This window comes from Devosia sp. A369 (genome assembly GCF_054489345.1).
The window spans coordinates 35664-56876 of sequence record NZ_JBTMWV010000017.1 but is presented as its reverse complement, the minus strand read 5'-3'; the positions used below and the strand labels follow the sequence as shown (position 1 = coordinate 56876).

Here is a 21213-nt window from a genome sequence, read left to right as displayed (position 1 = left end):
GCGAACCTCGCTTGCGCCCCTGCTCTGCCAAAGAGTGCGCCCATCCAGAAGCAGGCTGACAGGTTCAGCCTGTCATGGACATTCCCGCGACCTCATCACCGCACCTTGATCAAAAGTGTGAGCAGAAACCACAGGCTCGCCAAGTGAATCAGGAGGAACCGCAACAGGACCTGCGAGTTCGACCACTGCAGATTTTTCCGGGCGTGATCGTGAAACGGGAACCGGATCGTATCCAGGATGCGCCAGCCAAATACGCGGATCAGGCCAACCTTAACCAGGCCGGTGGCGCCGTTGAGCAGCAGCAAGGGCGCGACAAAAAGGACGGTCGCCGGGTTGCCCGAGACGACGATGCACATGCCGATAAACAGCCCAATCGGACGCGACCCCGCATCGCCCATCAGCGCTGCGCTGGGGGGCGCGTTGTGCCACAAATAGCCAATTATGGCACCGCAAAAAATGGCGGAGGCAAGCGCCCAATTGGCGGCGTCGGCCCGGAAGGGGACGAGCAGATACTCGGCGTTATTCACATCCCCCACCACGATATAATGGATTGAGCCGAGGGCAAAGATCGTTACCGAAGACAGCGCCCCTGACACGCCATCAACTCCGTCACTGCAATTGATCGCGTTAATACACATCCAGACAACCGGCGCATAAATCAGCATGGCAAGCCAGAATGGCAGGGCGAACGTTGTCGAAATAAACGGCAGCCATAGCTCGGCGTCGTGGCCGTTCAGGATCACGGCGCACACGAAGATCGACATCGCCAGATCGGTGAGGCCCAAGGTGATCTCGCTGAAACCACCGGGCTTGGCGTCGTCGAGATAACCCACACAGGACGCCAGCAGTGACCGCCAGGCGGGAGAGGGATGGCAATGCCCTCATGCACCTCCGGTAACGGTGCGACATAGGCTCTCCACCAAGTAGCTCCGTCCTTGAAGGTGACGGTAGGCGAAATGAGCAAAGCGGCTTTGAAGTTGTCCACACGAGACTCCGGCTGAAAATGACCGGAAGCTCCCCCTGATGTCGTCGCAGTGGCCCAGGGGAAGTGCCGTAGGAATGAAGCAGCGGCCATGGGGTATATCCGGCCTACCGTGCCCCCCTCGATAACGGAGGAACCGCTACTGCGATGTGCTGTCAGCGTCCCAATTCGTGTGCCTTGACGAACCCATCCGAAAGCCTACCCGCCACCCACAGACCGGATGATAGGGAGAAGAACAGATTACGGGTATTCGCCAGCGTTTGGTTCAGGAAGTGCAGGAAGAAGCGGAGGGCTTGAGGCGTTAATTCGGAACGAACCTCCCGACCGTCCGTTTGGTGACCGGGGTGCAACAAACCGAGACGAGGAAAGATTATGAGAAATTGGCTTTCAGCCTCTGCTGCAGTTCTTTTGCTGTGCACCACCGTTCCGGCTTTCGCCCAAGAATCAGTCAATACCGAAACCAACGCCAACGCCGCCGTCGGTGGTGTAGCGGGAGCGGGTGGGGGCGCAGCGGTAGGCTTCATGGTTGGCGGGCCTATCGGCGCCGTGATTGGCGGCTTTGCCGGTGCGACACTGGGTGCCGCGACGGGCGTAGCTGCCTCAACTGTTGAATACGCTGGTAATCATCCGGTCGAGCCGATCTATTTCGATAGCGGCGTCGATATCGGCTTGGTGGTGCCACCCGATGTGGCCATTTATCCGGTCGAAGGTGACGATCGCTACGGCTATATCTACGCCAATGATCGTGTGTGGATTGTGGATTTGGAAACGCGGGCACTGGTGCAGTCGCCTGGGTATCTCGTCCCCCAATCGGTCGCTGACTATGCTGTCGCGAATCCGATTGGATCCGTGAACGTGGCAGGTGACGTCGTGGTGGGTTACGCTGTTCCCAGCGACGTCGTGCTGAACCCGATCCCGGATAGTCGCAGCTATTCCTACGTGTATATCAATGATCGTCCCGTACTGGTCGAAAACACCAGCCGGACAGTGGTCTTCGTGAACTAGCAGACCACCCGAAATAGCTGCTCGGCGAGGCCGAGCAGCGCCTCATGCTTTCTTGACGACCCATCCAAACCAGTTCACTATCCTCCGGTCACACCTGCCTGCCTGCCCGACCTCTCCCACCCGAGAGGTCGTTCTATGTCTAAGGGCCCCAAGGCCAAAGCCGCCAAGCCGCTGACCTTCGATCAGGCGGCATCGGAGCTGCCCGTAGCGGTGGCCAAAGCGCGCGCGGAATCCACAATCTATTCGGAAGCCTACGAGCAGTGCATCCTGCGGCTGCGCCTGCTGCACTCGATAATGGCTTGGGAGCGGGCGAAGTCGAAATCAGCGATGCTGCGCGTGGACGAGCTGCGCGCCATCGTGGACGAAGGCGAGGGGCACAAGGTGCTCAAGCCGGCGCTGGTGCCGAACCCCATGATCACGCAAGGCCTGCTCGACGCGGTAGAGAGTGGCGAGGTCTCCACCCAGCACGACCGTAGCATCGGGGCCATGCGCAACGAGGTGGTTCTTGTTGGCGGCCTGGCGCGGGTGCGGGGCAAGAGCGAGGCGCAATTCCTTGCGGCGGCCCGGTATTGCCATCTGTACGAGACCAGCCAGATCGGCCCGCTGAAGGCGACGGACTATAGCCAAGTCCGGGTTGATACATCTGGGCCGCGGCAAGACCACGTCTCGGCAACTCAGGACGACGCCCGTAGTGACCTTGAGGCCGCCCGCAAATGCCTCGGTCCACGCGCGGCCAGCATCGTTGACCAGATCGTCGTCCATGGTCAGTCGGTGCGCGGATTAGCTGATAAGCTCAAGCTGGGGCAGGGCGGGCAGGCGCGGCGCCGGCTGGAAAAGGAACTGCTCGACGCGCTGGACGTGCTGGTGACTGTGTTCGGGATGCTGCCGAAGGATGAGGCGAAGCAGACGGGATGGCGGGATGGCGAGAGGCTTCCGCCGATAGCCACCGAGGGGGAGCCCGTGTGATTTTGTGACAAAGCTTGGCCTTGCTTTTGAGCGATATTGGCCCGCATATTGAGTGCCATACGTTTTCAGCCTATGACGGCTGCCCTTTGCCGGTCGTTCTCGGTGCGCGGCTCAATGCTCGAATGTGAACGTTTATAGGCCCTCATAGCACGTCGCTGGTGGGCAAACGCTCGCGCCAAGGCACCGAGCATCAAAAAGGACTACTTCCAATGGGCTCCATCACCGGCACTGTAAAATTCTTCAATACGAGCAAGGGCTTTGGCTTTATCTCGCCTGAAGGCGGCGGCAAGGACGCGTTCGTGCACATTTCTGCCGTTCAGCAGTCGGGCCTCCAGGGCCTCTACGAGAACGACAAGGTCACCTACGACATCGAGAGCGGCCGCGACGGCAAAGAGTCCGCAGTCAACCTCACGCTGCTCTAGTAGATTTCAGTTGATTTGGCCTGCTTGCCAAGGCGGGCCAAATCACCTATGTTTTAGTTAAGTTGGCGTATTGCGTCAGATCAAGGCTCGCTTCGGCGGGCCTTTTTATTTGGCGCCCTTGCCCATATGCGCCCTAGCTGACCGGTCCCGAATGGAAATCGTCCGACCTCGATGTGCTAGGAGGCAAGCGCCTCTTGGCATGCTTTGCAGTCTGCTTTGTCCGGGTATGGCAAAAGAGCCAGGAAGTCGCGCGCGTCCGCCAAAGATTTGTGGAATGACCAGACCACTGCGCCGCCGGGAATAGCAGGACGCCTGGCCATGCCTGTGCCGGAATTGCAAAAATTGCAATCAGGCCGGTGTATTCGAGCACGTTTTGTCTGGAACGACGAGTGAACCCAGTATCCGGGCACGACGACCTTGGACATCTTCGCCTCGCTAAGTTCGGAACCCGAACCTATATGAGTGCGGGCATGTGAGCTAGGCCCCGCTGTGGCGGCGATATGCAGTCCGCAACCCCTGGCCAATGAGCGCCCGATTAATAACCCTTCAGACATCGAAGATCGCGAGACTCTTTACCTGAACTGTATCTGAACAAGGGTTCAGACCCCATTCATCCTGTATGGCGCCTTATGCGGTTAACGGGCCAACAAGCCCAACCGATAGGAATGCAAAATGCAGATCAAAAAGAACGTGCTTAAGGCAACACTAGCCGGCGCTGTGATGCTTGCTTCTGCCGGGGCCGCCTTCGCTGCCCCAGCCACATCTACTGCGAACGTCAATGTTCGGTCAGGTCCAGGTACTTCCTACGGCGTTGTGGACGTACTGCGCCGCGGAGACCGTGTTGAGGTTACAGGCTGCCGTGGTGGTTGGTGCTACATCGAAAAGCGCGGCCCAGATGGATGGGTGTCAGCCAACTATTTGAACTCTCGCCGCGGCAATGGTGGTGGGTACAATGTCAGCCCTGGCTTCAGTTTCGAATTCAACTTCGGGACAGCTCCTACCCCGCAGCGTCCTCGTCCGCCCCGTCCGGATAATGGCGGATGGCACGGCGGCGGCTGGAATGGTGGCTATGGCGGTTGGGGTGGAGACCGTGATCGGGATCGTGACGATGGCCCCCGTCGTCCTCGTTACTGGAACTAGGAACAACACGTAGGAGCCGCCCCAGGAGACTGGAGCGGCTTAGACTGAACCGACCCGCCAAGCGAAAGCCCAGCGGGTTTTTTGTTGTCTGTCCCAGCCCTTGGCATAACAGCCAGGGGGTTAGAGCTTAAGCGCCAGCAGTATTGTCGTGATGCACGTCGCGAGCGCCGCTACCGCGCTTAGGACCGCAGCCTTCGTGTTCAGGCGGGACTGATCTTGGTAGTATTTGTCGACTTCAACGGGGTCCCAATCGAGCCCGTTGAATATGTTGCCGGATACCGGTTCGCCTTCATCGGCAACGACGATCCTAACCTCCCCGCGCCCACCAACCAGCTTGAATGGGCTCTTTATTTTGGAAAGATCCCACCAGACCGCGCTTGACCAAATCCAAAGAACACCAGAAGCGAAAGCGGTCACGAAACTAGCCGTCATTTTATCCCCCCAATTCAGCTTCGCAACTAGAACAAACATATCGCCAAGTGCCAAGGCCCGCCGGCCGCTGGAGTAGAACGTCGATGCCCAACAAGTTCTGCGTGAAGTGCCAGGCGCGCGGCCTGCTCAACCCTGGCACCATGCACATGGATGGATCGATAGAGACCAGCCCGCGCCGCATTGGCCTGGTGGTGGACCATATCGTTCCGCATCGCGGCGATCAGCGCCTGTTCTGGGATCGAGCCAACTGGTAGCCGCTCTGTCACGATGACCATGACATCGTGAAGCAGCGCGAGGAACACGGGCGCGAGGCTCAGGGTAACGACATCAGCGGCCGCCCGACCTATGCCGACCACCCATGGAACCGCGCCCAAAAACCGGCCGCACGAGGCTGAGATGCTCCAGCTACTCTGAAGCCATCGCCTGACCGATAGGTGAGAACGACTGCAGGGGCCCGAGATTGAAGTCTTTCGGTGTCAACACAACTATGGCTGCCAACACGATCAACGCGAGCTTGCCTAGCACCACTATCCTGCGTCTCTCTCGAATGGTCAGCATGTGAGCCTCCGGACAGGTTCAAGACTGAACGAACGGGCCTGACATACGTTCCGACGGCATTTGGGAATGGTGAACGGTGGGGAGGGGGGGTGTCGAAACTCTACAGCCTAACGGGGGCCTGACCGGTTGGGGGAAGCATTCGCACCGAGATGAAATTCAGAAACAAAAGTTGGAGCCACCCCCGAAGGGGGTGATGTGTATCGAACGCGTCAGCTTTGATCGCGATCTTCTAACTTTTGCTCCGTCTCGTCGCTTCGTCGGTCTGCTGCTTCTCGGCAGGGATACGTGTCCTGCTGCGCGTGATGCCGTATCCCATTTCTAACACCAGGACGATCGCGCCGACGGCAAGAACGATGAACCAAAGGGTGGGGCCAGCTTGCATGTCGTTCTCCTTTCCAGCGTAACGGCGGCCAATAGCTATGGTTGCGCATCGAGGGCCCCACCATGAACCTTGTCGAAGAAACCGGCAGCATCGTTCCTGAGCCCGATTGGGAAAGCCTATTCAGTGACGTGCTGGAGGTGGCGGCGGCCAGAGAACACTGGCGGCGGGTCACCACCGAATTGCGCGACCGCGGGCTGATGGCGCCGGGCAACGCCCATGCGCAGCAGCGTCTGGTGGTCAGCTACATCCTCTATGACCGCTCATTGCGGGAGGTCGCCGAGCGCGGTGCGGTGCTTAAGCCGAAGCGAGGCAGCAAGACAGCCATCACCCGGACCAGCCCGCATTTCGCCGCCATGAGGGAGATGGCCTCGGACGCGGCAATCCTCGAAGCAGAGTTTGGTCTCTCGCCACGGCGCCGGCCAGCGGCGACGAGGGCGGAGCGCAAGAAGACGGTGGTTCGCGCATCTGATGAGTTCACGAGCAAGAAAGGCGCCGGCTGATCCGGTCAGGGGGTATGGACTCCCGGCAACAGCCAATACACCGGGTCTGGGGGCTTCCAGCGAGGCTGGACGCACGGGGGCGACCCTAACGCGTGGCCCGCCTATCTGCTCGACACCCGCACGACCGGCAACATCAACAAGCGGCGCGGCGACGCCAACGGCTGTTCGCTCGTCGACACCTCCAACTATGCATCCACCTGGCGCGGGACCGTGATCATCACGCCCGGCTATATCAGTGGGCGATCACGGTGCCGTGGAGCGGTGGATTTATAAGCTCACCTAACATCAACATCACGCTTCCCGCGACGTTCATCGCTGCCCCGCGCGTCTTTAAAGACCCCGGAGGCAATGGGTTGGTTCAGGTTCTCGGCGGCAGCGGTCTAACCGCCATAGACGTGGCCGGTATGGCACTGACCTCGATGTCGGGGAATTTCTTGTTCTCATACATGGCAATCGGAAAGTGGCGCTAATGCACATTTCGTTTTCTCCCCAGCACCGCGACGATACGCTGGCAATCACTAAGTCGGGCGATGCGCTCACCATCAATGGCGAGGCGTTCGACTTCTCGGTGCTCAGCGAAGGTGACGACCTTCCGGAGGCGGCGTTTATCGGCACCGACTTCATTGAAGGCCCGGTGACGCGCATCAGCGGCCAAGTGCTGATCACCGTGCGGCTGCCCTATCAGCGCGACGGGCGAGTTGAATCACCCGGGCCGCTCATCAATCCACCAGACGGATTACTCGTCTTGCCGAACTTAAATGAGGAGACGATCAATGCCGATTGACCTGACCTTGTTGCGTACTCCTGAGCAGAAGGCCGCCGAGGCCGCAGCGTGCGCGCGCCTGACAGAGTTCCCGAACCTTGAGCCGGACCGCTTCTGGTTCGCCGTACGAGCGGCTGGCTATGAGGCCGAATGAGCGCCTGGGTGGCTGGACTCAATGATCGCGAGAGCCCGGACTATGACCCGGTGGTTTGGGCCGCCGCTTCGGCGAAGCTGGATTTCGCCAAGTACTTCGAGCGCGATCACCCACTGGTCGATGCGGCCCGCGAAGCCATCGGCATGAGCGAGATCGAGCTGGACGACCTTTGGCGCTACGCGGCTGCTTAGGGAACGATTTGCCCTCCGATCCGATTTAGCCTGCAGCTATATTCGCGCGCAGGAGGCTGGACGGAAATGAGCGACACCAGTGAAATCCATTCCCACACTGACGTTGAAAAAATGAAGATCGTCGTCAACGCGCTGTATCTCTCGGAAGCGTTTCTCCTTGACCGAATAGAAAAGGCCGGGGGCAAAACCGCCGCAATCGATGCACGCAGCGAGCTAATCGAAGGCCTCACATACGGCAACATCGATATGGCTATTATGGAAGATCGGAAACTATTCGATTTTGTGCTGGCCGTAGCAGAGGCGTTACCGATCCCACAATGATGCCGGCGAACGTTCTCTAATCTGCCCAATGTAGCTTCGGCGGGTTTCTTTGTCCGCCCATCATGGCCGCCGTGCCGGTAACTGCGCAGTCCCACGACCCTCTCTGCCATCAGAACCATTCCTATGCAGCTCGCAGGACTGCGCGTCGTACATTAGCCGCCGTCTGTGGGTTTTTCTTTGCCTATCAGCGAGCGGGGTGGGGCCGGCGGAGCTAATGCGCTCGACGCTCGGCCCCGGTAGCCGCACATCGCTTGGGACAAGTGCGCCAGTCCGAGCATACGATTACATTCCGACCAATTGCGAGCAGGCCATTGGTCGCACGACGCGCGAAGGGAGCGACCCGGCTCTCCCTTCGCCAAGGTCACTCCCCCACGCAGTAGGGGACTTGTCCTGCGCATTCGCAAAACGATGCATCTTCGGCTTCGTTCCCGAACAATAGCAGCTGGCCGTCATGGCGGGCCTCATTCCCCGTCAGGCTTATCTCTGACCTCGTCCGAGGGCTTTAGCCGCAACATGGGTTCGTCTGCCGGTGGGAGATGCGCCAGCTCGATTGCGATGTCGACCGCTTCATCGATCATGGCGAGCAGTGGCGCTGCGTCGGGTTCGCGGGACAGAACTGCCATTGCCTGTTCGAGATGGTCTCTAGCCCGAACGTAAAGCGGGTGGGGCAAGGTGGTTGGCTTCATTGGTCACGCTCCACGAGCCCCGATCCCGTTGTGCGCCTCAGTGGTGTCTGGAGCGACAATTTCAGCCAGACAATTTAAGTAAAATTGAAGTCCCTGCACGAAAAAAAAAGCCTGCCCCGCGTGGCAGCGAGGCAGGCTTTGGAGGAAAACCGCGCGAACTCGGTACATGGCGCGCTCATCAAGACTGCCATCGCTTGGTGAATGAGCGATTAATTCACTGACATCACAACATCAACAGGAGCCCATCATTGCCAACGATGCGGGAAGCTAGCCAGTTGAGGGTATCAGGGCGTAGCCGAGCCGGGCTATCTCTTCTTCGATTGCCGCGGCAGGTCGGCCGAGAAGCTTGTCATCGGTCATGGTGGTGGCGAGGTTCCGCCATAACAGATGCTGAAGATGGGGCGGTATGCCTCCCTGCGGCTCATAGGGTAGCACCAGCAGTTCATGCGGTGTCTTTCCGTCATTAGAAGCGACAAACACGTTCACTCGCATCTAGGTTCCCCAGTCACGTCGTAAGGCTGAGCAGCGCATATCCGTTGCTGCCGATCTCGGCCTCGATAATCGGCCCCGCTGTCACAAGTAACCTATCGGCCAGCGTCGTTACGGCCAGATGACGCCAGTTCAAATGTTGCAATTGCTGCGGGATTGCCTCGGCGCCGTTCTCATGTGGCAGCAATAGCAGTTGCCGCTGCTGTCAATCTTCATGCTGAGCGATGAAAACCTGCAACTGCATCTAGGCAGCGGCTTGATCGAGGGCGGGCGGCGCTTCTTCTTTGGCTCTGTCAGAGCTGGACGGGCGATAGTGGGAGCTAAATTTTTCCTCCCATGGATCGAACGGCTTTTCTGCCGCGGCCTCAGCGGCACCGTCATCGGGCATAGCTTGGTCTGTCATTGCATCACAAACCAATAGGCAGCCAGGCAGACCGCTATCACGATCAAACCAAATTCAAGTCGTTGAAGCACTCGCATAATAATCCGCCAAAGCCCCGGTAATAGATCCATCCGCCGGCATTTGCATCCCCTAATTGGGGAGTATCTCGCATTCGTAACATCCACAGGAGGCCATCATGGCCAAACACAACTTCGCCCATGCGCTGGGCGAGGTGCTTAAGCACGAGGGTGGTTTATGCCGACCATCCCTCAGATCCAGGCGGCGCGACAAATCTCGGCGTCACCATCGGCACGCTCTCCGGCTGGCTCGGACGTCAGGCTACCAAGGCCGAAGTCAAAGCCCTGACGGTGGCCAGCGTCACGCCGATCTACTGCAAAAACTATTGGGACGCGGTGCGCGGTGATGACCTGCCGGCCGGGCTCGACCTGGCGCTGTTCGACTTCGCGGTGAACAGCGGGCCGGGCAGGGCGGCGATCACCCTGCAGACCATTCTTGGGGTCGCCCCAGACGGCAAGATCGGCCCCCTGACGCTCGCTGCCGTCGCCAAGGCAATAGGAGCCATCCAATGAACGCGATCTTCTCCCGCATCTTCACCGCACCGTTTCTGATCACCATCCTTCGCTATGGGCTGGCCGCCGCCGGCGCCTGGCTCGTTGCTCGCGGCCTCATTGATGAGGGCACCTGGGAGGTCGTCGGCGGCGCCATCCTGACCATCATCGTGGCGCTGCTTGGGCGCTGATGCCGTCAAGGACAAGGCCGTGATGGGCGGCAAGTCGGTAGCCATGACCGATCTGCCGGCCGACGCCCGCAATCGGATTGAGGCGGCCGTCTCCGTTACCAAGCGGCGCTCCCTCATGGGCATGCTGTTCGGCAACTGACCCAGTCGGGCGGCTCCGGCCGCCCGTTCTCCCACATTCAGCGCGGGGCGCACACATGACGGCAAGCATAGACCGCGAAATCGGACGCCTCTCTGCCGAGGTCTCCGCCCTGCAAAAGCAGGTGGAAGCACAGGCCGACATGATCCGCGAAATGCGGGACGTGTTGGTCAGCACCAAGGGCAGCTGGCGGTTGCTGCTTGGCGTGGCCGGGCTGGCCGCGACGCTGTCGGGGCTAGTGGTGTCAGCCTCGCAGTGGTGGCCATGGCGGTGAGGCAATTGCAGTTAGCCGTCACCGCCGTCCTACCTGAAGCGGCAGGCAAACGAGGCTGAAGCTTAAAAGTAGGGCCAGACAGAACGTCCGGCCCCCTTTGTCATCACAAAAATAGATGAGGTGATTTCACTAGAAAGGCCAGTAGATGCAAAACCAAGTCTCCGAAAGAGGGTAGTTAATGCATATGTAGTCATCAAGTTCTTGCGGTGGCATCGCCATTGCATTTGATGGAGCAAGAACTGAAATGCCGAGCATAGTTGCAACGACGATTGCACGAACCTTATTCATCGAGGTCACCACTTATCTCTTCACAGGCCTAATGGTTCGCAAATCTCTGGGAACATCCAGCAGAACACATCACCAATTGGGCTCCTATCAGGCTTCGCATATGCGGCCGACGATGCGAGAAGTGTAGCGCCGAGCACGGCGGCAACGGCGAATGCACGAAACGTCTTCATGTTTTAACTCCCTTGGTTAGAAGTTACGGAACGAACGAGCAACCGGCGCCGCTGTCAAAGGCAAACCAGCTTGCGTTCGAAAATATCGCCCTGGGTGCAATTATTCTCGCCGTGTGTGCAAATGTGACGTGGGAAGACAGCCGGTTCAGCCAAGGTGGCGCCATGGGGCCCTCAGTGCTTTCGACCCGGAGCGAGTCGATTCGAATGCTCCGGCGAATTTCGACTAACCCAAGGGACCTTGACCGCTGCCCGTAAGCGATTGGCGGACGCCAGGCCAAGTCCTTCTTTCAGCCGAACGATCACCACTGCATGTTGGGATGAGCTCGCACCGTGATTTGACAAATTAAGAGGGGCGGAGCGAATGTTAAACGTCGGCAATGCTGGTCATTGCCGGTTGTTCGATGACCATCATCGAGGGGCTGGGCTTGGTGAACAGTGTCGACAGCAGGAACGCCGAGGCCGGCGCGGCGCTTCAGTCTTTCCGCATTGATACCGGCAATCTTGTTAGGAAGGCGGGCTTTGCCCTCTGGCAGGAGGAACTCGTGCCCTATTGGGAATCGCGACCATGCGGCAATACGCAGGAGCCGTTCCGAAGCGTGTTCGAGTGCCATCTTTTCGGCGCGGTCATGATCGGCCGGGTCGGTACGCCCGCCCAGCGTATTGACCGCTCGCGCTACCGGATCGCGCGCGATGGTTTTTCCCAGTATGGTTTGAAGATTGTTCTGAGCGGGGCGATCGGGAAACGCGACGGGCATGGCGAGTCACGGGCCGAAGCCCCCGGCGATGTGTTCCTTACCGACCTTTCTCAACCACAAGCTGTTGAGTCCAGTGATCTGGATGTCCTGTTTGTGGTGATGCAGCGAGATTTGCTGGCGCCGCTGCTGAAACTTCCCGACGAGCAGAACCAGCGCGCCATTTCAGGGCAGAATCCGCTTACCCAATTGCTCCGCACGCACCTCACATCGCTCTATCACCTTGCCCCGAGCCTGAATGCCGTCCAAGCCGAAGCAATCATGAGGCCGACACTGGAGCTGATCGCGGCGGCTCTTAATGGTGAGGTTTCGAAAACCGAAATCGGCGCGGTCCGTTTTGCGGGCACCCAGGAAATCCGCAGATATGTCGAGGCCCACATTCGCGCTCCCCATCTTGATGCGGAAACGATTGCCGCTCATTTCGGCCTGTCGCGCCGCAAGCTGTATTATCTGTTCCAGCCGTTCGGCGGCTTTGCAGCCTATGTTCAGGAGCGGCGGTTGAATTGCATCCACGCGGACATCGTCGATCCTGCCCTGCAGGACAGAAGCGTTGCCGGCATCGCCGAGGCTTATGGCTTCGGGCACTATCCGAGCTTCGTTCGCGCTTTTCGGCGAGCCTATGACATGAGCCCGCGCGAGGTGAAGGCCCTTGGCCTTCAGCGCAGCTCGACGGCGCGGGCAACGCTCACCTGCAACAGCTGGCACAACTGGTTTTTCCAGACCCGATAGCACCGTGTGCGCACCGCCGCCTCTGGTGCCCGTTGAGGACTATGAACGGGAGGCCGTGGGCGACGTTCCCCGGAAGGGGCGCAACATCTGGTCAGTTCAGGACATCCTTCGCGGTCGCGCCCATGAACAAAGAGAACGCATTCGGCACAGTCACCGGGGCCGCCGGCATAACTTTTCCGTGGTGGAATGAGTTCGTCCACGCCGCAACAGGGGCCAACCAAGCCTTCGTCGTCGTGATGGGCGCGATTGTGCTCATTTTGACAGCGCGGAAGCTTTGGCTGAAGGGAAAGATCGCCAGTCGGAAGCTCAGGGATTTGGATCGAAACGCGTAATCAAAATTCGCAACCATCGGCGGCTCGGGTCGTTCTTCACCCTGTTGAGGGGGCACCAATCTCACCAAGGAGATGAAAATGAAGAACACCCTGATCCTAACCACGGCCGCGGCCTTTCTCGCGTCGATCGCTCTGCCTAGCTTCGCCCAGGATGCCGGCGCTGGAGCTGGAGCTGGAGCTGGAGCGGGCGTAACCGTCGGAACCCCGGCCGTCGGCGCTCAGGTCGGTGTCGATGCCAATGCGAAATCTAATGCTGGTGGCGTGGCCGACGAGACTTACGGCTCGGTGGTGTCATCGGTTGCTGGTTCGGCCGATGTCGACCTGGCTGCCGTGACGGATGAAGCCAGCGTCACCATTATCCTGCTGTCTTCGCTACAAGGTAATGCCGCCACGGAAGCTGCCGCGCTTGATGAGGCGCTGTCTGCCAATGCCGAGGCCATGACGACGCTGCATTCGAACATCGAAGCGAATGCAGCCATCAAAGCCAAGCTCGAAGCGGAAGGCCATAGCGCGGACGACGTTGTTGCAGTGAAGAGCAATGCCGATGGATCGGTCATCATCTATGTCGATGACCGCGCCTAACCTACTTTAGCCTAGACGCGCCAGAGGTCCGTGAAGCTTCAGGTTTCACGGACCTCTTGCAGAGCACCAAGCGCCGAATTGTGTCTTCCAAACGTCTAGAGGCGCATATGTTTGTCGAAACAATTTTGCCTGCCGCGCGCGAGCGCCTCGTTATCATCGCGAAGAATGCACCGTTGCTGGAGGCCGCGCGACTGCTCGGTGCCGGCGTTGATCTATTGGTGGTGTACGGTGATGCAGGCCGCCTTGTCGGGGTCGTTACGAAAACTGACGTGGTGAAGCAGATCGGGCAATGCCAGGGCGCGGCTTGTACTACGTTGTTGGGGCTGGCGATGACACGAGATGTGTTGTTTTGCAGGGCAGGGGACGTGTTGGAAACGCTGTGGTCCGACATGAATGCACGAGGCTTGAAAAACGTTCCGGTTATCGACGCCGCGGATGAACCAATTGGCGTTCTCAACGCCCGAGACATGCTTCAGGCGCTACTAAGCGAGTCGGTCAATGAAGAGGCGATGATGCGGGACTATGTGATGGGTGTCGGATATCGCTAAGCCCGATCGACACAGCGACCTAAGGCAACTCCACGCTGTCGGGGCGTGTAGCAAAGAAAAACCCCGCCGAAGCGGGGCCAAGTTCAGGAAACAACGTCAGGGAGGGACGTCACGCCGATAGGCCGCGATTCCCGTTCATCTCGGTATTCCCCTTTAGTCCCGGTGCCGAAATGGAATTGAAGCGGGAAGGCGCAGCCTGGGGGCGGTAAGCCTTCCCTGAGCCCGTGGGCCTGCCTGATCCAAGCCTTGGGATTGTGGCAGCAAAAAGCCCCACCGAAGCGGGGCTCATTTGTTAGGGTGTAGTGGGACTTGGAATTTCAATCCCGGCGTCGGAATACTCACGTAGCTTGTTGCGCATCGTTCTGATCGAGATGCCAAGAACGTTGGCAGCGTGAGTTCGATTTCCCCCGGTCTGCCGCAGCGTAGCCAATATCAGGTCGCGCTCAACTTCTGCGACGGGTAGCCCAACCAGCGCCTCAGTGGCGCCAGCATTAGGTTCGAATTCGCACAATGCATTCTCTTTCTGAGCCCCCCAAAACCAGCCTCAGAACGATTCAGGCGTTCTTCGTAACATGTTCACATTCCTGTGATTCCTTGTTCAAAATCGGGCAGAAAAAAGCCCGCCGGTTAGGGCGGCTTCTTGGTTTCGCGGGCCTACTCAGGCGCCGGGTTGGAAGGCTAACAAGGCAAGATCCATAATCGATGGAGGAAGCTGCTGTTTTTTAATTTTGGTCGCCAGATAGGCTGGTAATTTCACTGGCAGGTACACTTCACGCATCCAGCGCCTGAATTCTGGAAGTGACGCATCCGGGTAGCAATGAGCCGCCTGGGGGTGGGGGCCATAATGAGACTGCTTGCGACGACTGCGCTGCTGCTGACCGCAACTCTGCCGGCAATTGCTGCAGAGCCGCAGCCAGCTTTAAACAATCTCTCGCACGAGTTCGCGACATGCGCCGCATATTTCGGCGTGATCACTGTTGCGCTGGAGAACTCCAACGATCTCGCGACCGCCGCGAAATATCAGACGCTGGTGGGGCAGGCGCTTGTTTATGCCACCACGACCGGCGAAACGATCGGGTTGCTGCCGGAGACGACCATCGCGCGCTTTGACCTTGCCGTCGAGGAGAGATGGAAGAGCGCATCGGAGGAAACACATCCAACATCAGCATCCTACTCGCCGATCACAGGGAGCCGTGCATGGCAGCCATGGACGATCCCGAAGCGCGCATTGATCACTGGCTGGCGAAGTAAGCCTGAGGTGGAGCCATTGACGAACTAACCTATACCGTCGAGAAAGCATCCTATTTCCGATGACGAAATTCAATGGAGCCACCAAGCAGGGCGGTAAACCCTCCCGTCTTTGTTCTGGTGATCACCTCAGGGCAAGGCAGTCGGGGCCTTGGCGTGCGCGCTGATTAAAGCATCCCACCTAAGGGCGACAGCAGTCATCAACGAGAGAATCCCGATGCGGCGTCTTCCCTCAGGACTTCTTCCGCAACGCGCTGCTGATACTCATCAACTTTTGTCGCGAGAGCAGCGATCAGTGCTTGAAAATCCTGCGGCGCCCCTGCGACGATCGGTTTGAAGCCTGGGTCGTCGACTTGCTTTTTCAGCGGCTGGAACAGCCGGAGGATCTGATCCTCGCTATAGTGTGGACGCTCTTGGTGGGCGAACCCGACAGCGCGCTCGATCGGTTCCCCCATTCGATCAAGATAAAACCAGAGATCGAACAAATCCCGGGTTGTCCGACGCTGCACGATCAGTCGGCTTTTGGTCTCGAATATCGCTTTTGACGTCAGGATGCGTAATCCGTGATCCTCAACAGTTTCGAGAGTGTGAAACGGGCGCAAGCGGTCGGCCGTGTCACCTGCAAAAAAGGTCAGCTTGACCCCGTTTACGGACCAGTCCTGGTGGGAGTTCGGCAAATAGAACCCCTCATTCTCCGCATTCTCCATATCCTCGTCGTTCGTGATGGAGCGAACGGCGTGTCCACGATCTGCCAAATCTCGAATGATCGAGTTGATCACCCCCATCGGCAGCTGTCCGCGGTCGGCGGTGCCGCTTGCCGGTACATAGACGAAGTCCAGGTCCTCGCTCTCTCGATGGGCATGATGGAGGGCCATAGCCGTACCACCGATCAGGACAAATTCCTCAAATCCACCGAGCGCCCTTAGGTCCAGGTAGAGTTGCCTTGTATCCTCACGCAGCGCGTCTATTTGCAGCATTGGCTAAGCCCACCTTGGCATTGTTGATCATTCGCCTGGCGCGATCCACAGCAGCCGACGACATCCGGCCCTCGGCAACCATTTCGGCCATGGCTTTTTCCGCTGGTCTGGATCCATAGGCCAAGACCATCCTCGCCACGTCCCGAGCCGTTGGGTTGCGTACCACCAAGGCACTTATGGTGAGGGGGTCGCTCAAGTCCGGATTGCTCCAGAAACGAGGCGTGTCGAAACTCGGTCGTTCCTGCGACGGTATCAGCCACGTGCCGCGCTCTAACTTTTCGGCGAAGCCTTCACGCTCCAACCGATCCATGACCCGGTTCGGGTTCGAGATGATTTTGGAAAATGACACAAGCTCTCTGCGAGACACTACCCGTTTGCGGTCTCGCTTCAATTTCGTCAGCAATTTTAGAGGCTGGCTGCCATTTTTCATTGACTCAAGATTTATACATTCAGCGATAAATGTCAATGTATTGCATAAGGTTACAGAAATTCCTCCTTGCATGCAGGCGGGCGCATTGACGTCGCTCGCTGCGGTGTCGTAGGCCCTTCAGCCAAGTGGTCTGCCCCACGTGAAGCGGTCCGGTTGTATTGTTAGTGCATAGTCGGATTTGGCGCCACTTGGGGCGTCACTGATCCGAGAACGCGCCAGGACCAGCAAGCCGGGCAAGTCGAGGAAAAGTGAATTCAGGCGCCGGCGTGCTGATCCTGGCGCGTTCCGTTCTGTCACGCGCTCCCCCTTGCATGATATCGGTCCGTTGCTCGCAAGACTGGGTCAGATCGGGCCGAAGCAAAACATACGATATCGCCCTGCATCCGGCACACTTCCACCTTCAGAAACATAACACTTTACCTAACGATGGAAGTTGGACTAGCCTTCTGTTAGCTAAAAGATCGCAACGACGTTAGCTGAGGAGGGAACATATGCATCGCATCAGTCGCAGAGCCTTTATCGCTGGCTCAGTCGCCTTTTCGGGGGCGTTCATGCTGTCCGGCGTGGTCCGGGCGCAGGATATCGCAGAGTCGGCATTCCTGGAGGCCGAAGTCAGTTCGGGCGCATTGCCGCCGGTAGCAGACCGCCTGCCGGTCAACCCGCTGGTTATGACGCCACTGGAGCGTCCCGGCCCGCAGGGCGGTGACTGGAACCATGCCCTTGTCGGCGGCGGTTCGCTGTCGATGCTGGTGCGCTACCAGGGCTACGAACCCTTGCTGCGCTTTAACCCGGAATGGACCGGGCTTGTCGAGAATGCTGCCGAGAGCTACGAAGTCAGCGCCGATTCCACCGAATATACGATCAAGCTGCGGCAGGGCCACAAGTGGTCCGATGGCCAGCCCTTCACGACCCAAGATATCCAGTTCTGGTACGACGCCTATTTCACCGACGAAGAGACCAATCTCGGTGAGCAGGCCTTCTGGATCGTGGACGGCGAGAAGGCCGAACTCGAAGTCATCGACGAAACCACCTTCAAGGTGCGCTTCGCTGGACCAAACGGCTTCTTCCTGCAGCAGCTCGCCTGGGCGCAGCAGGATCAGCTGCCCCGCTGCCCCAAGCACTATCTCGAGCAGTTCCACATTCGCTACAATCCGGAGGCGGACGCACTCGCCAAGGCACAGGGGCTCGAAAGCTGGATTGCTCTGTTCCAGCGCGAAGTCGGCTTCCAGGACGACAACACCTTCTTCCAGAATGCCAACCGGCCCACGCTCAACGCCTGGTACTTCACCGAGGCGCCCGGTCAGAACACCGAGATCTCGATCGCCATCCGCAACCCCTATTATTTCAAGGTGGATACGGAAGGCACGCAACTGCCCTATTTCGACCGCATCGTCTATCAGATGGTCGCCGACCCCGAAGTGCTGCTGCTCAAGACCCTGCAGGGCGAAATCGACATCATGGACCAGTACATCGCCACGCCGGCGAACCGGCCCACCTTGTTCGATGCGCAGGAAACGGGCGACTACCATTTCTATACGCTCAAGGAGACGGCCGCGAACGTCATGGCGTTCCAGCTCAATCTCAATCACGTCGACGAGACCAAGCGCGAGCTGTTCAACACGCTCGAATTCCGCCACGCCATGTCGCTGGCAGTCGACCGCCAGGCGCTGATCGACGCGGTGTTCATTGGTCAGGGTTCGCCCGCTCAGCCGTCCATCATCGAAAGCGATCCGCTCTACAATGAGCAGCTGGCCAAGCAGTTCACCGAATTCGATCCGGCCCGCGCCAACGAGATGCTCGATGCCATCATCCCCGAGCGAGACGGCGAGAATTACCGCCTCGACGCCGAGGGAAGGCGGGTGACGATCATCTTCGAGATCGACCAGAGCCGTACCACCTTCCTCGACATGTTCGAGCTCGCCATTCCCATGTTCCAGCAGGTGGGTCTTGACGTGCAGATGCGCACCATGGACCGCTCCCTGTGGGAGGAAAGGGTGCGGCGCGGGCGCGAATACGACGCCACCGCCCACCAGTTCGGCGCCAACTCCGGCATTGCCGCCATGCTGGACGCCCGGTTCTATGTGCCGACCAACAGCAACTGCTTCTATGCGCCCGGCTGGTCGCTCTACTACACCCAGCCGGACAACCCCGCGGCGATCGAGCCACCCCAGGCAGTCAAGGCCCAGCAGGATCTCTATCGTGACCTCAACGGCACCGGCGATCCAACTACCCAGGGCCAGATCATGGCGCAGATTCTGCAGAACGCTGCCGACCTGTTCTTCACCTTCGGCGTCAGCTGGCCGCCCGACGGCTACGGCATCGTCAAGAACGACGTGGTCAACCTGATGGACACCATGCCGAACTCGTTCGGCTGGCCCACACCTGGACCGGCGCGGCCGGAGCAGTTCTTCAAGGCCTGACCGCCACCATTTTCCTGACCTCCCCAAGATGCCGGCCTACGGGCCGGCGTCACCCCGAACTCGTACCTTGCAGGCCCAAGATGCTCGACGCCGCCCCATCCTCCTCCGCCCGGCTGCGCATGCCGGACTGGTACCGCTCCGCCACGCGCTGGACCCAGCTCACCCTGGCCGAGGACGATCCGGTCAAGTTCGATCCCAAGGTCTGGATCGACGTGTTCAAGCGCACCCGCTCGAACGCGACCTGCATCAGCGCCGGCGGTTATGTCGCCTATTACCCCAGCAAGGTGCCGCTGCATTACGTCAGCAAATTCATCGGCGATAGCGACCCGTTCGGCACGCTGGTCGAGGGCGCCCGCAGTCTCGACATGCATGTGATGGCCCGCGTCGACCCGCACGCCATCCACCAGGATGCCGCCGATGCCCATCCCGAATGGGTGATGGTCGACCGCGACGGCAATCGCATGCGCCACTGGGCCTATCCCGATGTCTGGGTGACCTGCGCCTATTCGGACTACAATTTCAAGTTCATGCCCGAAGTGCTGCGCGAGATCACCGCCAATTACGATATCGACGCGATCTTCGCCAACCGCTGGCAGGGGCATGGCGTCTGCTACTGCCATGCCTGCCGCAGTGACTTCAAGACCGCATCCGGCCACGACCTGCCGCTGACCAACAGTCTCGACGATCCGGCCTGGCTGGCCTGGGGCGCCTGGCGCCGCACCAAGCTCAGCCGGCTGGTGGTGGAATGGGATCAGGTGATGAAGGCCATCAAGCCCCATACGAGCTTCATCCCCAATATGGGGTCGGTCTCGCTGATGGAGTTCGATCTCGAGATAATCGAGAAATACTGCCCCTTCCTCTGCGTCGATGACCAGGGCCGGCATGGTACCGAGCCGGTGTGGAAGGGCGGCCGCAACGGCAAGCGCATGCGGGCCACGTTCCAGGATCGCCCCGCGATCCTCATCACCTCCATCGGGCCGGAAGAGGCCCATCGCTGGAAAGATGCGGTGACCACCGGGCCCGAGATCCGCGCCTGGATGGACAGCGGCACGACGCAGGGCCTGTTGCCCTGGTTCACCAAGTTCAATGGTGTGCTTCCAGACGCGCGCTGGATCGAGCCGGTGGCAGAAAGCTTCACGCTTCATGCCCGGCTAGAGCCGGCGCTGGCGGCCACGCAACCGGTGGCCGAGATCGCCATTCTCGACCCGACCACCACTTTACGCCACCACGACCATGCTTCCCGCCGCCTGGCGGAAGCGCATGACATGGGTTTCTACCATGCCCTGGTCGAGGCACGGCTGCCCTTCGAAATGCTGTCCGATGCGGTGATGACGCCGGAGCGCATGGACCAGTTCAAGGTGCTGATCCTCGCCAATTCCGCCTGCCTGTCGGAAGAACAGGCGGCTGCCCTGGCAGCCTATGTGGCCCGCGGCGGCTCGCTCGTGGTCGCCCATGAATCCGGCTATCGCACGCCGGACAACCAGCCACGCGACACGCCGGTCCTTGCCGACCTGCTCGGCTACCGCCTGACCCGTCCGGCGCGCGGCCCGGTAAAAAATACCTATGTCGCGCTCAACGGCACCCACGCGATCAACCAGGGCTTCGATGGTGCTGCCCGGATCATGGGCGGCACGGAACTGATCGGCATCGAAGCCGTGGCGGACAGCGAGCAGCCTTTCCTCTTCGTGCCGGATTTCCCCGACCTGCCGATGGAAGAGGTCTATCCGCGCGAGGAGCCCCACGGCGCTGCGGTGATCGCACGGCAGCATGCAGGGGGCGGGCGCACTGTCTACATTCCCTGGAACATCGGCGCGATCTTCTGGGAAGTGTTCGCCGGCGACCACGCTCGCCTGATTGCCAATAGCGTCCGCTGGGCCCTGGGCAAGCGCCCCGACGTCGAGTTGGAAGGGCAGGCAGTGGTGGACCTGTCCGTCCGCGAGGGCGAGGGCAGCACGGTGGTGCTGGTCAACAACATCACCAACCCAATGATGATGAAGGGGCCGATCCGCGAGGTCTATCCGGTCGGCCCGCTCACCCTGTCGCTCGCCATTCCCAAAGGCCGGGACGTTCGCGCGGTGGAACGGCTCAGCACCGGGGAAGATCTCGACTTCGCACTTGCCGAGGGGCGTGTGCGTGTCAGCATTGCCCAACTCGAAACGCTGGACGCGATTCAGCTCCACTGGAGCTGAGCCGG

28 protein-coding genes and 2 pseudogenes are annotated in these 21213 nt (G+C 59.6%); 21 read left to right on the top strand and 9 right to left on the bottom strand.

The window, feature by feature from the left end; genetic code table 11:
• Positions 1-95 precede the first annotated feature (95 nt).
• A complete protein-coding gene (locus ACX3OZ_RS16675; protein ID WP_459104985.1) occupies positions 96-845 on the bottom strand; it encodes an MraY family glycosyltransferase in 750 nt (249 codons plus the stop codon).
• A 509-nt stretch (positions 846-1354) separates the two neighbouring features.
• On the opposite strand from ACX3OZ_RS16675, the gene ACX3OZ_RS16670 reads away from it, so the two are divergent.
• The 4 genes from ACX3OZ_RS16670 (at position 1355) to ACX3OZ_RS16655 (ending at position 4515) form a co-directional block, all read left to right on the top strand.
• Complete coding sequence (locus tag ACX3OZ_RS16670) at positions 1355-1987, top strand: DUF1236 domain-containing protein (protein ID WP_459104970.1); 633 nt, start codon at positions 1355-1357, stop codon at positions 1985-1987.
• Between the two features lie 135 nt (positions 1988-2122).
• Positions 2123-2953, top strand: a complete 831-nt coding sequence (locus ACX3OZ_RS16665; RefSeq protein ID WP_459104969.1) for a DUF6456 domain-containing protein — start codon at positions 2123-2125, stop codon at positions 2951-2953.
• 209 nt (positions 2954-3162) lie between these two features.
• Positions 3163-3375, top strand: coding sequence for a cold-shock protein (locus ACX3OZ_RS16660; RefSeq protein ID WP_459095483.1), 213 nt, complete (start codon positions 3163-3165; stop codon positions 3373-3375).
• Between the two features lie 672 nt (positions 3376-4047).
• Positions 4048-4515 (top strand): SH3 domain-containing protein, encoded by a 468-nt coding sequence (locus ACX3OZ_RS16655; protein WP_459104968.1) that lies wholly within the window; start codon positions 4048-4050, stop codon positions 4513-4515.
• 120 nt (positions 4516-4635) lie between these two features.
• Here ACX3OZ_RS16655 and ACX3OZ_RS16650 read toward each other — a convergent pair whose 3' ends face one another.
• On the bottom strand, positions 4636-5001 hold the full coding sequence (locus tag ACX3OZ_RS16650) for a hypothetical protein (RefSeq protein ID WP_459104967.1): 366 nt from the start codon (positions 4999-5001) through the stop codon (positions 4636-4638).
• 29 nt (positions 5002-5030) lie between these two features.
• Here ACX3OZ_RS16650 and ACX3OZ_RS16645 point away from each other — a divergent pair, with 29 nt between their 5' ends.
• Entirely contained in the window at positions 5031-5201 is a 171-nt protein-coding gene (locus ACX3OZ_RS16645) for a hypothetical protein (protein ID WP_459104966.1), read from the top strand.
• 533 nt (positions 5202-5734) lie between these two features.
• Here the strand turns inward: ACX3OZ_RS16645 and ACX3OZ_RS16640 are convergent.
• Positions 5735-5887 carry a hypothetical protein gene (locus ACX3OZ_RS16640; protein WP_459104965.1) on the bottom strand — a complete coding sequence of 51 codons (153 nt, stop codon included), beginning with the start codon at positions 5885-5887 and terminating at the stop codon, positions 5735-5737.
• 62 nt (positions 5888-5949) lie between these two features.
• On the opposite strand from ACX3OZ_RS16640, the gene ACX3OZ_RS16635 reads away from it, so the two are divergent.
• The 5 genes from ACX3OZ_RS16635 (at position 5950) to ACX3OZ_RS16615 (ending at position 7816) form a co-directional block, all read left to right on the top strand.
• Positions 5950-6387, top strand: coding sequence for a P27 family phage terminase small subunit (locus ACX3OZ_RS16635; protein ID WP_459104964.1), 438 nt, complete (start codon positions 5950-5952; stop codon positions 6385-6387).
• Positions 6388-6856: 469 nt separating this feature from the next.
• Positions 6857-7171, top strand: coding sequence for a hypothetical protein (locus ACX3OZ_RS16630; protein WP_459104963.1), 315 nt, complete (start codon positions 6857-6859; stop codon positions 7169-7171).
• Entirely contained in the window at positions 7161-7304 is a 144-nt protein-coding gene (locus ACX3OZ_RS16625) for a hypothetical protein (protein WP_459104962.1), read from the top strand. Before ACX3OZ_RS16630 ends, ACX3OZ_RS16625 begins: the two co-directional genes overlap by 11 nt.
• Positions 7301-7495 carry a hypothetical protein gene (locus ACX3OZ_RS16620; protein ID WP_459104961.1) on the top strand — a complete coding sequence of 65 codons (195 nt, stop codon included), beginning with the start codon at positions 7301-7303 and terminating at the stop codon, positions 7493-7495. Before ACX3OZ_RS16625 ends, ACX3OZ_RS16620 begins: the two co-directional genes overlap by 4 nt.
• Positions 7496-7561: 66 nt before the next feature.
• Entirely contained in the window at positions 7562-7816 is a 255-nt protein-coding gene (locus ACX3OZ_RS16615) for a hypothetical protein (RefSeq protein ID WP_459104960.1), read from the top strand.
• Between the two features lie 461 nt (positions 7817-8277).
• Here the strand turns inward: ACX3OZ_RS16615 and ACX3OZ_RS16610 are convergent, their stop codons facing one another.
• From ACX3OZ_RS16610 to ACX3OZ_RS16600, 3 genes are all read right to left on the bottom strand, one after another.
• Positions 8278-8502: a hypothetical protein gene (locus tag ACX3OZ_RS16610; RefSeq protein WP_459104959.1), complete on the bottom strand. Its 225-nt coding sequence runs from the start codon at positions 8500-8502 to the stop codon at positions 8278-8280.
• A gap of 267 nt (positions 8503-8769) precedes the next feature.
• Complete coding sequence (locus ACX3OZ_RS16605) at positions 8770-8988, bottom strand: hypothetical protein (protein WP_459104958.1); 219 nt, start codon at positions 8986-8988, stop codon at positions 8770-8772.
• A gap of 19 nt (positions 8989-9007) precedes the next feature.
• Positions 9008-9178 carry a hypothetical protein gene (locus ACX3OZ_RS16600; protein ID WP_459104957.1) on the bottom strand — a complete coding sequence of 57 codons (171 nt, stop codon included), beginning with the start codon at positions 9176-9178 and terminating at the stop codon, positions 9008-9010.
• Between the two features lie 391 nt (positions 9179-9569).
• Here ACX3OZ_RS16600 and ACX3OZ_RS16595 point away from each other — a divergent pair.
• The 8 genes and pseudogenes from ACX3OZ_RS16595 to ACX3OZ_RS16560 all read left to right on the top strand — a co-directional run.
• Positions 9570-9942, top strand: a pseudogene (locus ACX3OZ_RS16595) (glycoside hydrolase family 108 protein); the annotation flags it as partial.
• Between the two features lie 17 nt (positions 9943-9959).
• Complete coding sequence (locus tag ACX3OZ_RS16590) at positions 9960-10133, top strand: Pam3-gp28 family putative phage holin (protein ID WP_459104956.1); 174 nt, start codon at positions 9960-9962, stop codon at positions 10131-10133.
• A complete protein-coding gene (locus ACX3OZ_RS16585; protein WP_459104955.1) occupies positions 10123-10272 on the top strand; it encodes a hypothetical protein in 150 nt (49 codons plus the stop codon). The genes ACX3OZ_RS16590 and ACX3OZ_RS16585 overlap by 11 nt, the downstream gene beginning before the upstream one ends.
• Before the next feature lie 55 nt (positions 10273-10327).
• Positions 10328-10543 carry a hypothetical protein gene (locus tag ACX3OZ_RS16580; RefSeq protein ID WP_459104954.1) on the top strand — a complete coding sequence of 72 codons (216 nt, stop codon included), beginning with the start codon at positions 10328-10330 and terminating at the stop codon, positions 10541-10543.
• Positions 10544-11378: 835 nt separating this feature from the next.
• Positions 11379-12482 carry a helix-turn-helix domain-containing protein gene (locus tag ACX3OZ_RS16575; protein WP_459104953.1) on the top strand — a complete coding sequence of 368 codons (1104 nt, stop codon included), beginning with the start codon at positions 11379-11381 and terminating at the stop codon, positions 12480-12482.
• A 122-nt stretch (positions 12483-12604) separates the two neighbouring features.
• Positions 12605-12814 (top strand): hypothetical protein, encoded by a 210-nt coding sequence (locus tag ACX3OZ_RS16570; protein WP_459104952.1) that lies wholly within the window; start codon positions 12605-12607, stop codon positions 12812-12814.
• Between the two features lie 78 nt (positions 12815-12892).
• The gene (locus ACX3OZ_RS16565; protein WP_459104951.1) at positions 12893-13396 is read left to right on the top strand and encodes a hypothetical protein; all 504 of its coding nucleotides are present in this window, start codon (positions 12893-12895) and stop codon (positions 13394-13396) included.
• 107 nt (positions 13397-13503) lie between these two features.
• Positions 13504-13944, top strand: a complete 441-nt coding sequence (locus tag ACX3OZ_RS16560) for a CBS domain-containing protein (protein WP_459104950.1) — start codon at positions 13504-13506, stop codon at positions 13942-13944.
• Between the two features lie 292 nt (positions 13945-14236).
• Here the strand turns inward: ACX3OZ_RS16560 and ACX3OZ_RS16555 are convergent.
• A pseudogene (locus ACX3OZ_RS16555) lies at positions 14237-14425 on the bottom strand (helix-turn-helix domain-containing protein); the annotation flags it as partial.
• Between the two features lie 363 nt (positions 14426-14788).
• Between ACX3OZ_RS16555 and ACX3OZ_RS16550 the strand changes: the two are divergent.
• Complete coding sequence (locus ACX3OZ_RS16550) at positions 14789-15223, top strand: hypothetical protein (RefSeq protein WP_459104949.1); 435 nt, start codon at positions 14789-14791, stop codon at positions 15221-15223.
• Between the two features lie 169 nt (positions 15224-15392).
• Here ACX3OZ_RS16550 and ACX3OZ_RS16545 read toward each other — a convergent pair whose 3' ends face one another.
• Positions 15393-16169, bottom strand: a complete 777-nt coding sequence (locus ACX3OZ_RS16545; RefSeq protein WP_459104948.1) for a nucleotidyl transferase AbiEii/AbiGii toxin family protein — start codon at positions 16167-16169, stop codon at positions 15393-15395.
• Entirely contained in the window at positions 16144-16518 is a 375-nt protein-coding gene (locus tag ACX3OZ_RS16540) for a hypothetical protein (protein ID WP_459104947.1), read from the bottom strand. Before ACX3OZ_RS16540 ends, ACX3OZ_RS16545 begins: the two co-directional genes overlap by 26 nt.
• A gap of 572 nt (positions 16519-17090) precedes the next feature.
• Between ACX3OZ_RS16540 and ACX3OZ_RS16535 the strand changes: the two genes are divergently transcribed.
• Together ACX3OZ_RS16535 and ACX3OZ_RS16530 are read left to right on the top strand one after the other, a co-directional pair.
• A complete protein-coding gene (locus ACX3OZ_RS16535) occupies positions 17091-19019 on the top strand; it encodes an ABC transporter substrate-binding protein (protein ID WP_459104946.1) in 1929 nt (642 codons plus the stop codon).
• Positions 19020-19099: 80 nt separating this feature from the next.
• Positions 19100-21208, top strand: coding sequence for a family 10 glycosylhydrolase (locus ACX3OZ_RS16530; protein ID WP_459104945.1), 2109 nt, complete (start codon positions 19100-19102; stop codon positions 21206-21208).
• Positions 21209-21213: the final 5 nt, after the last annotated feature.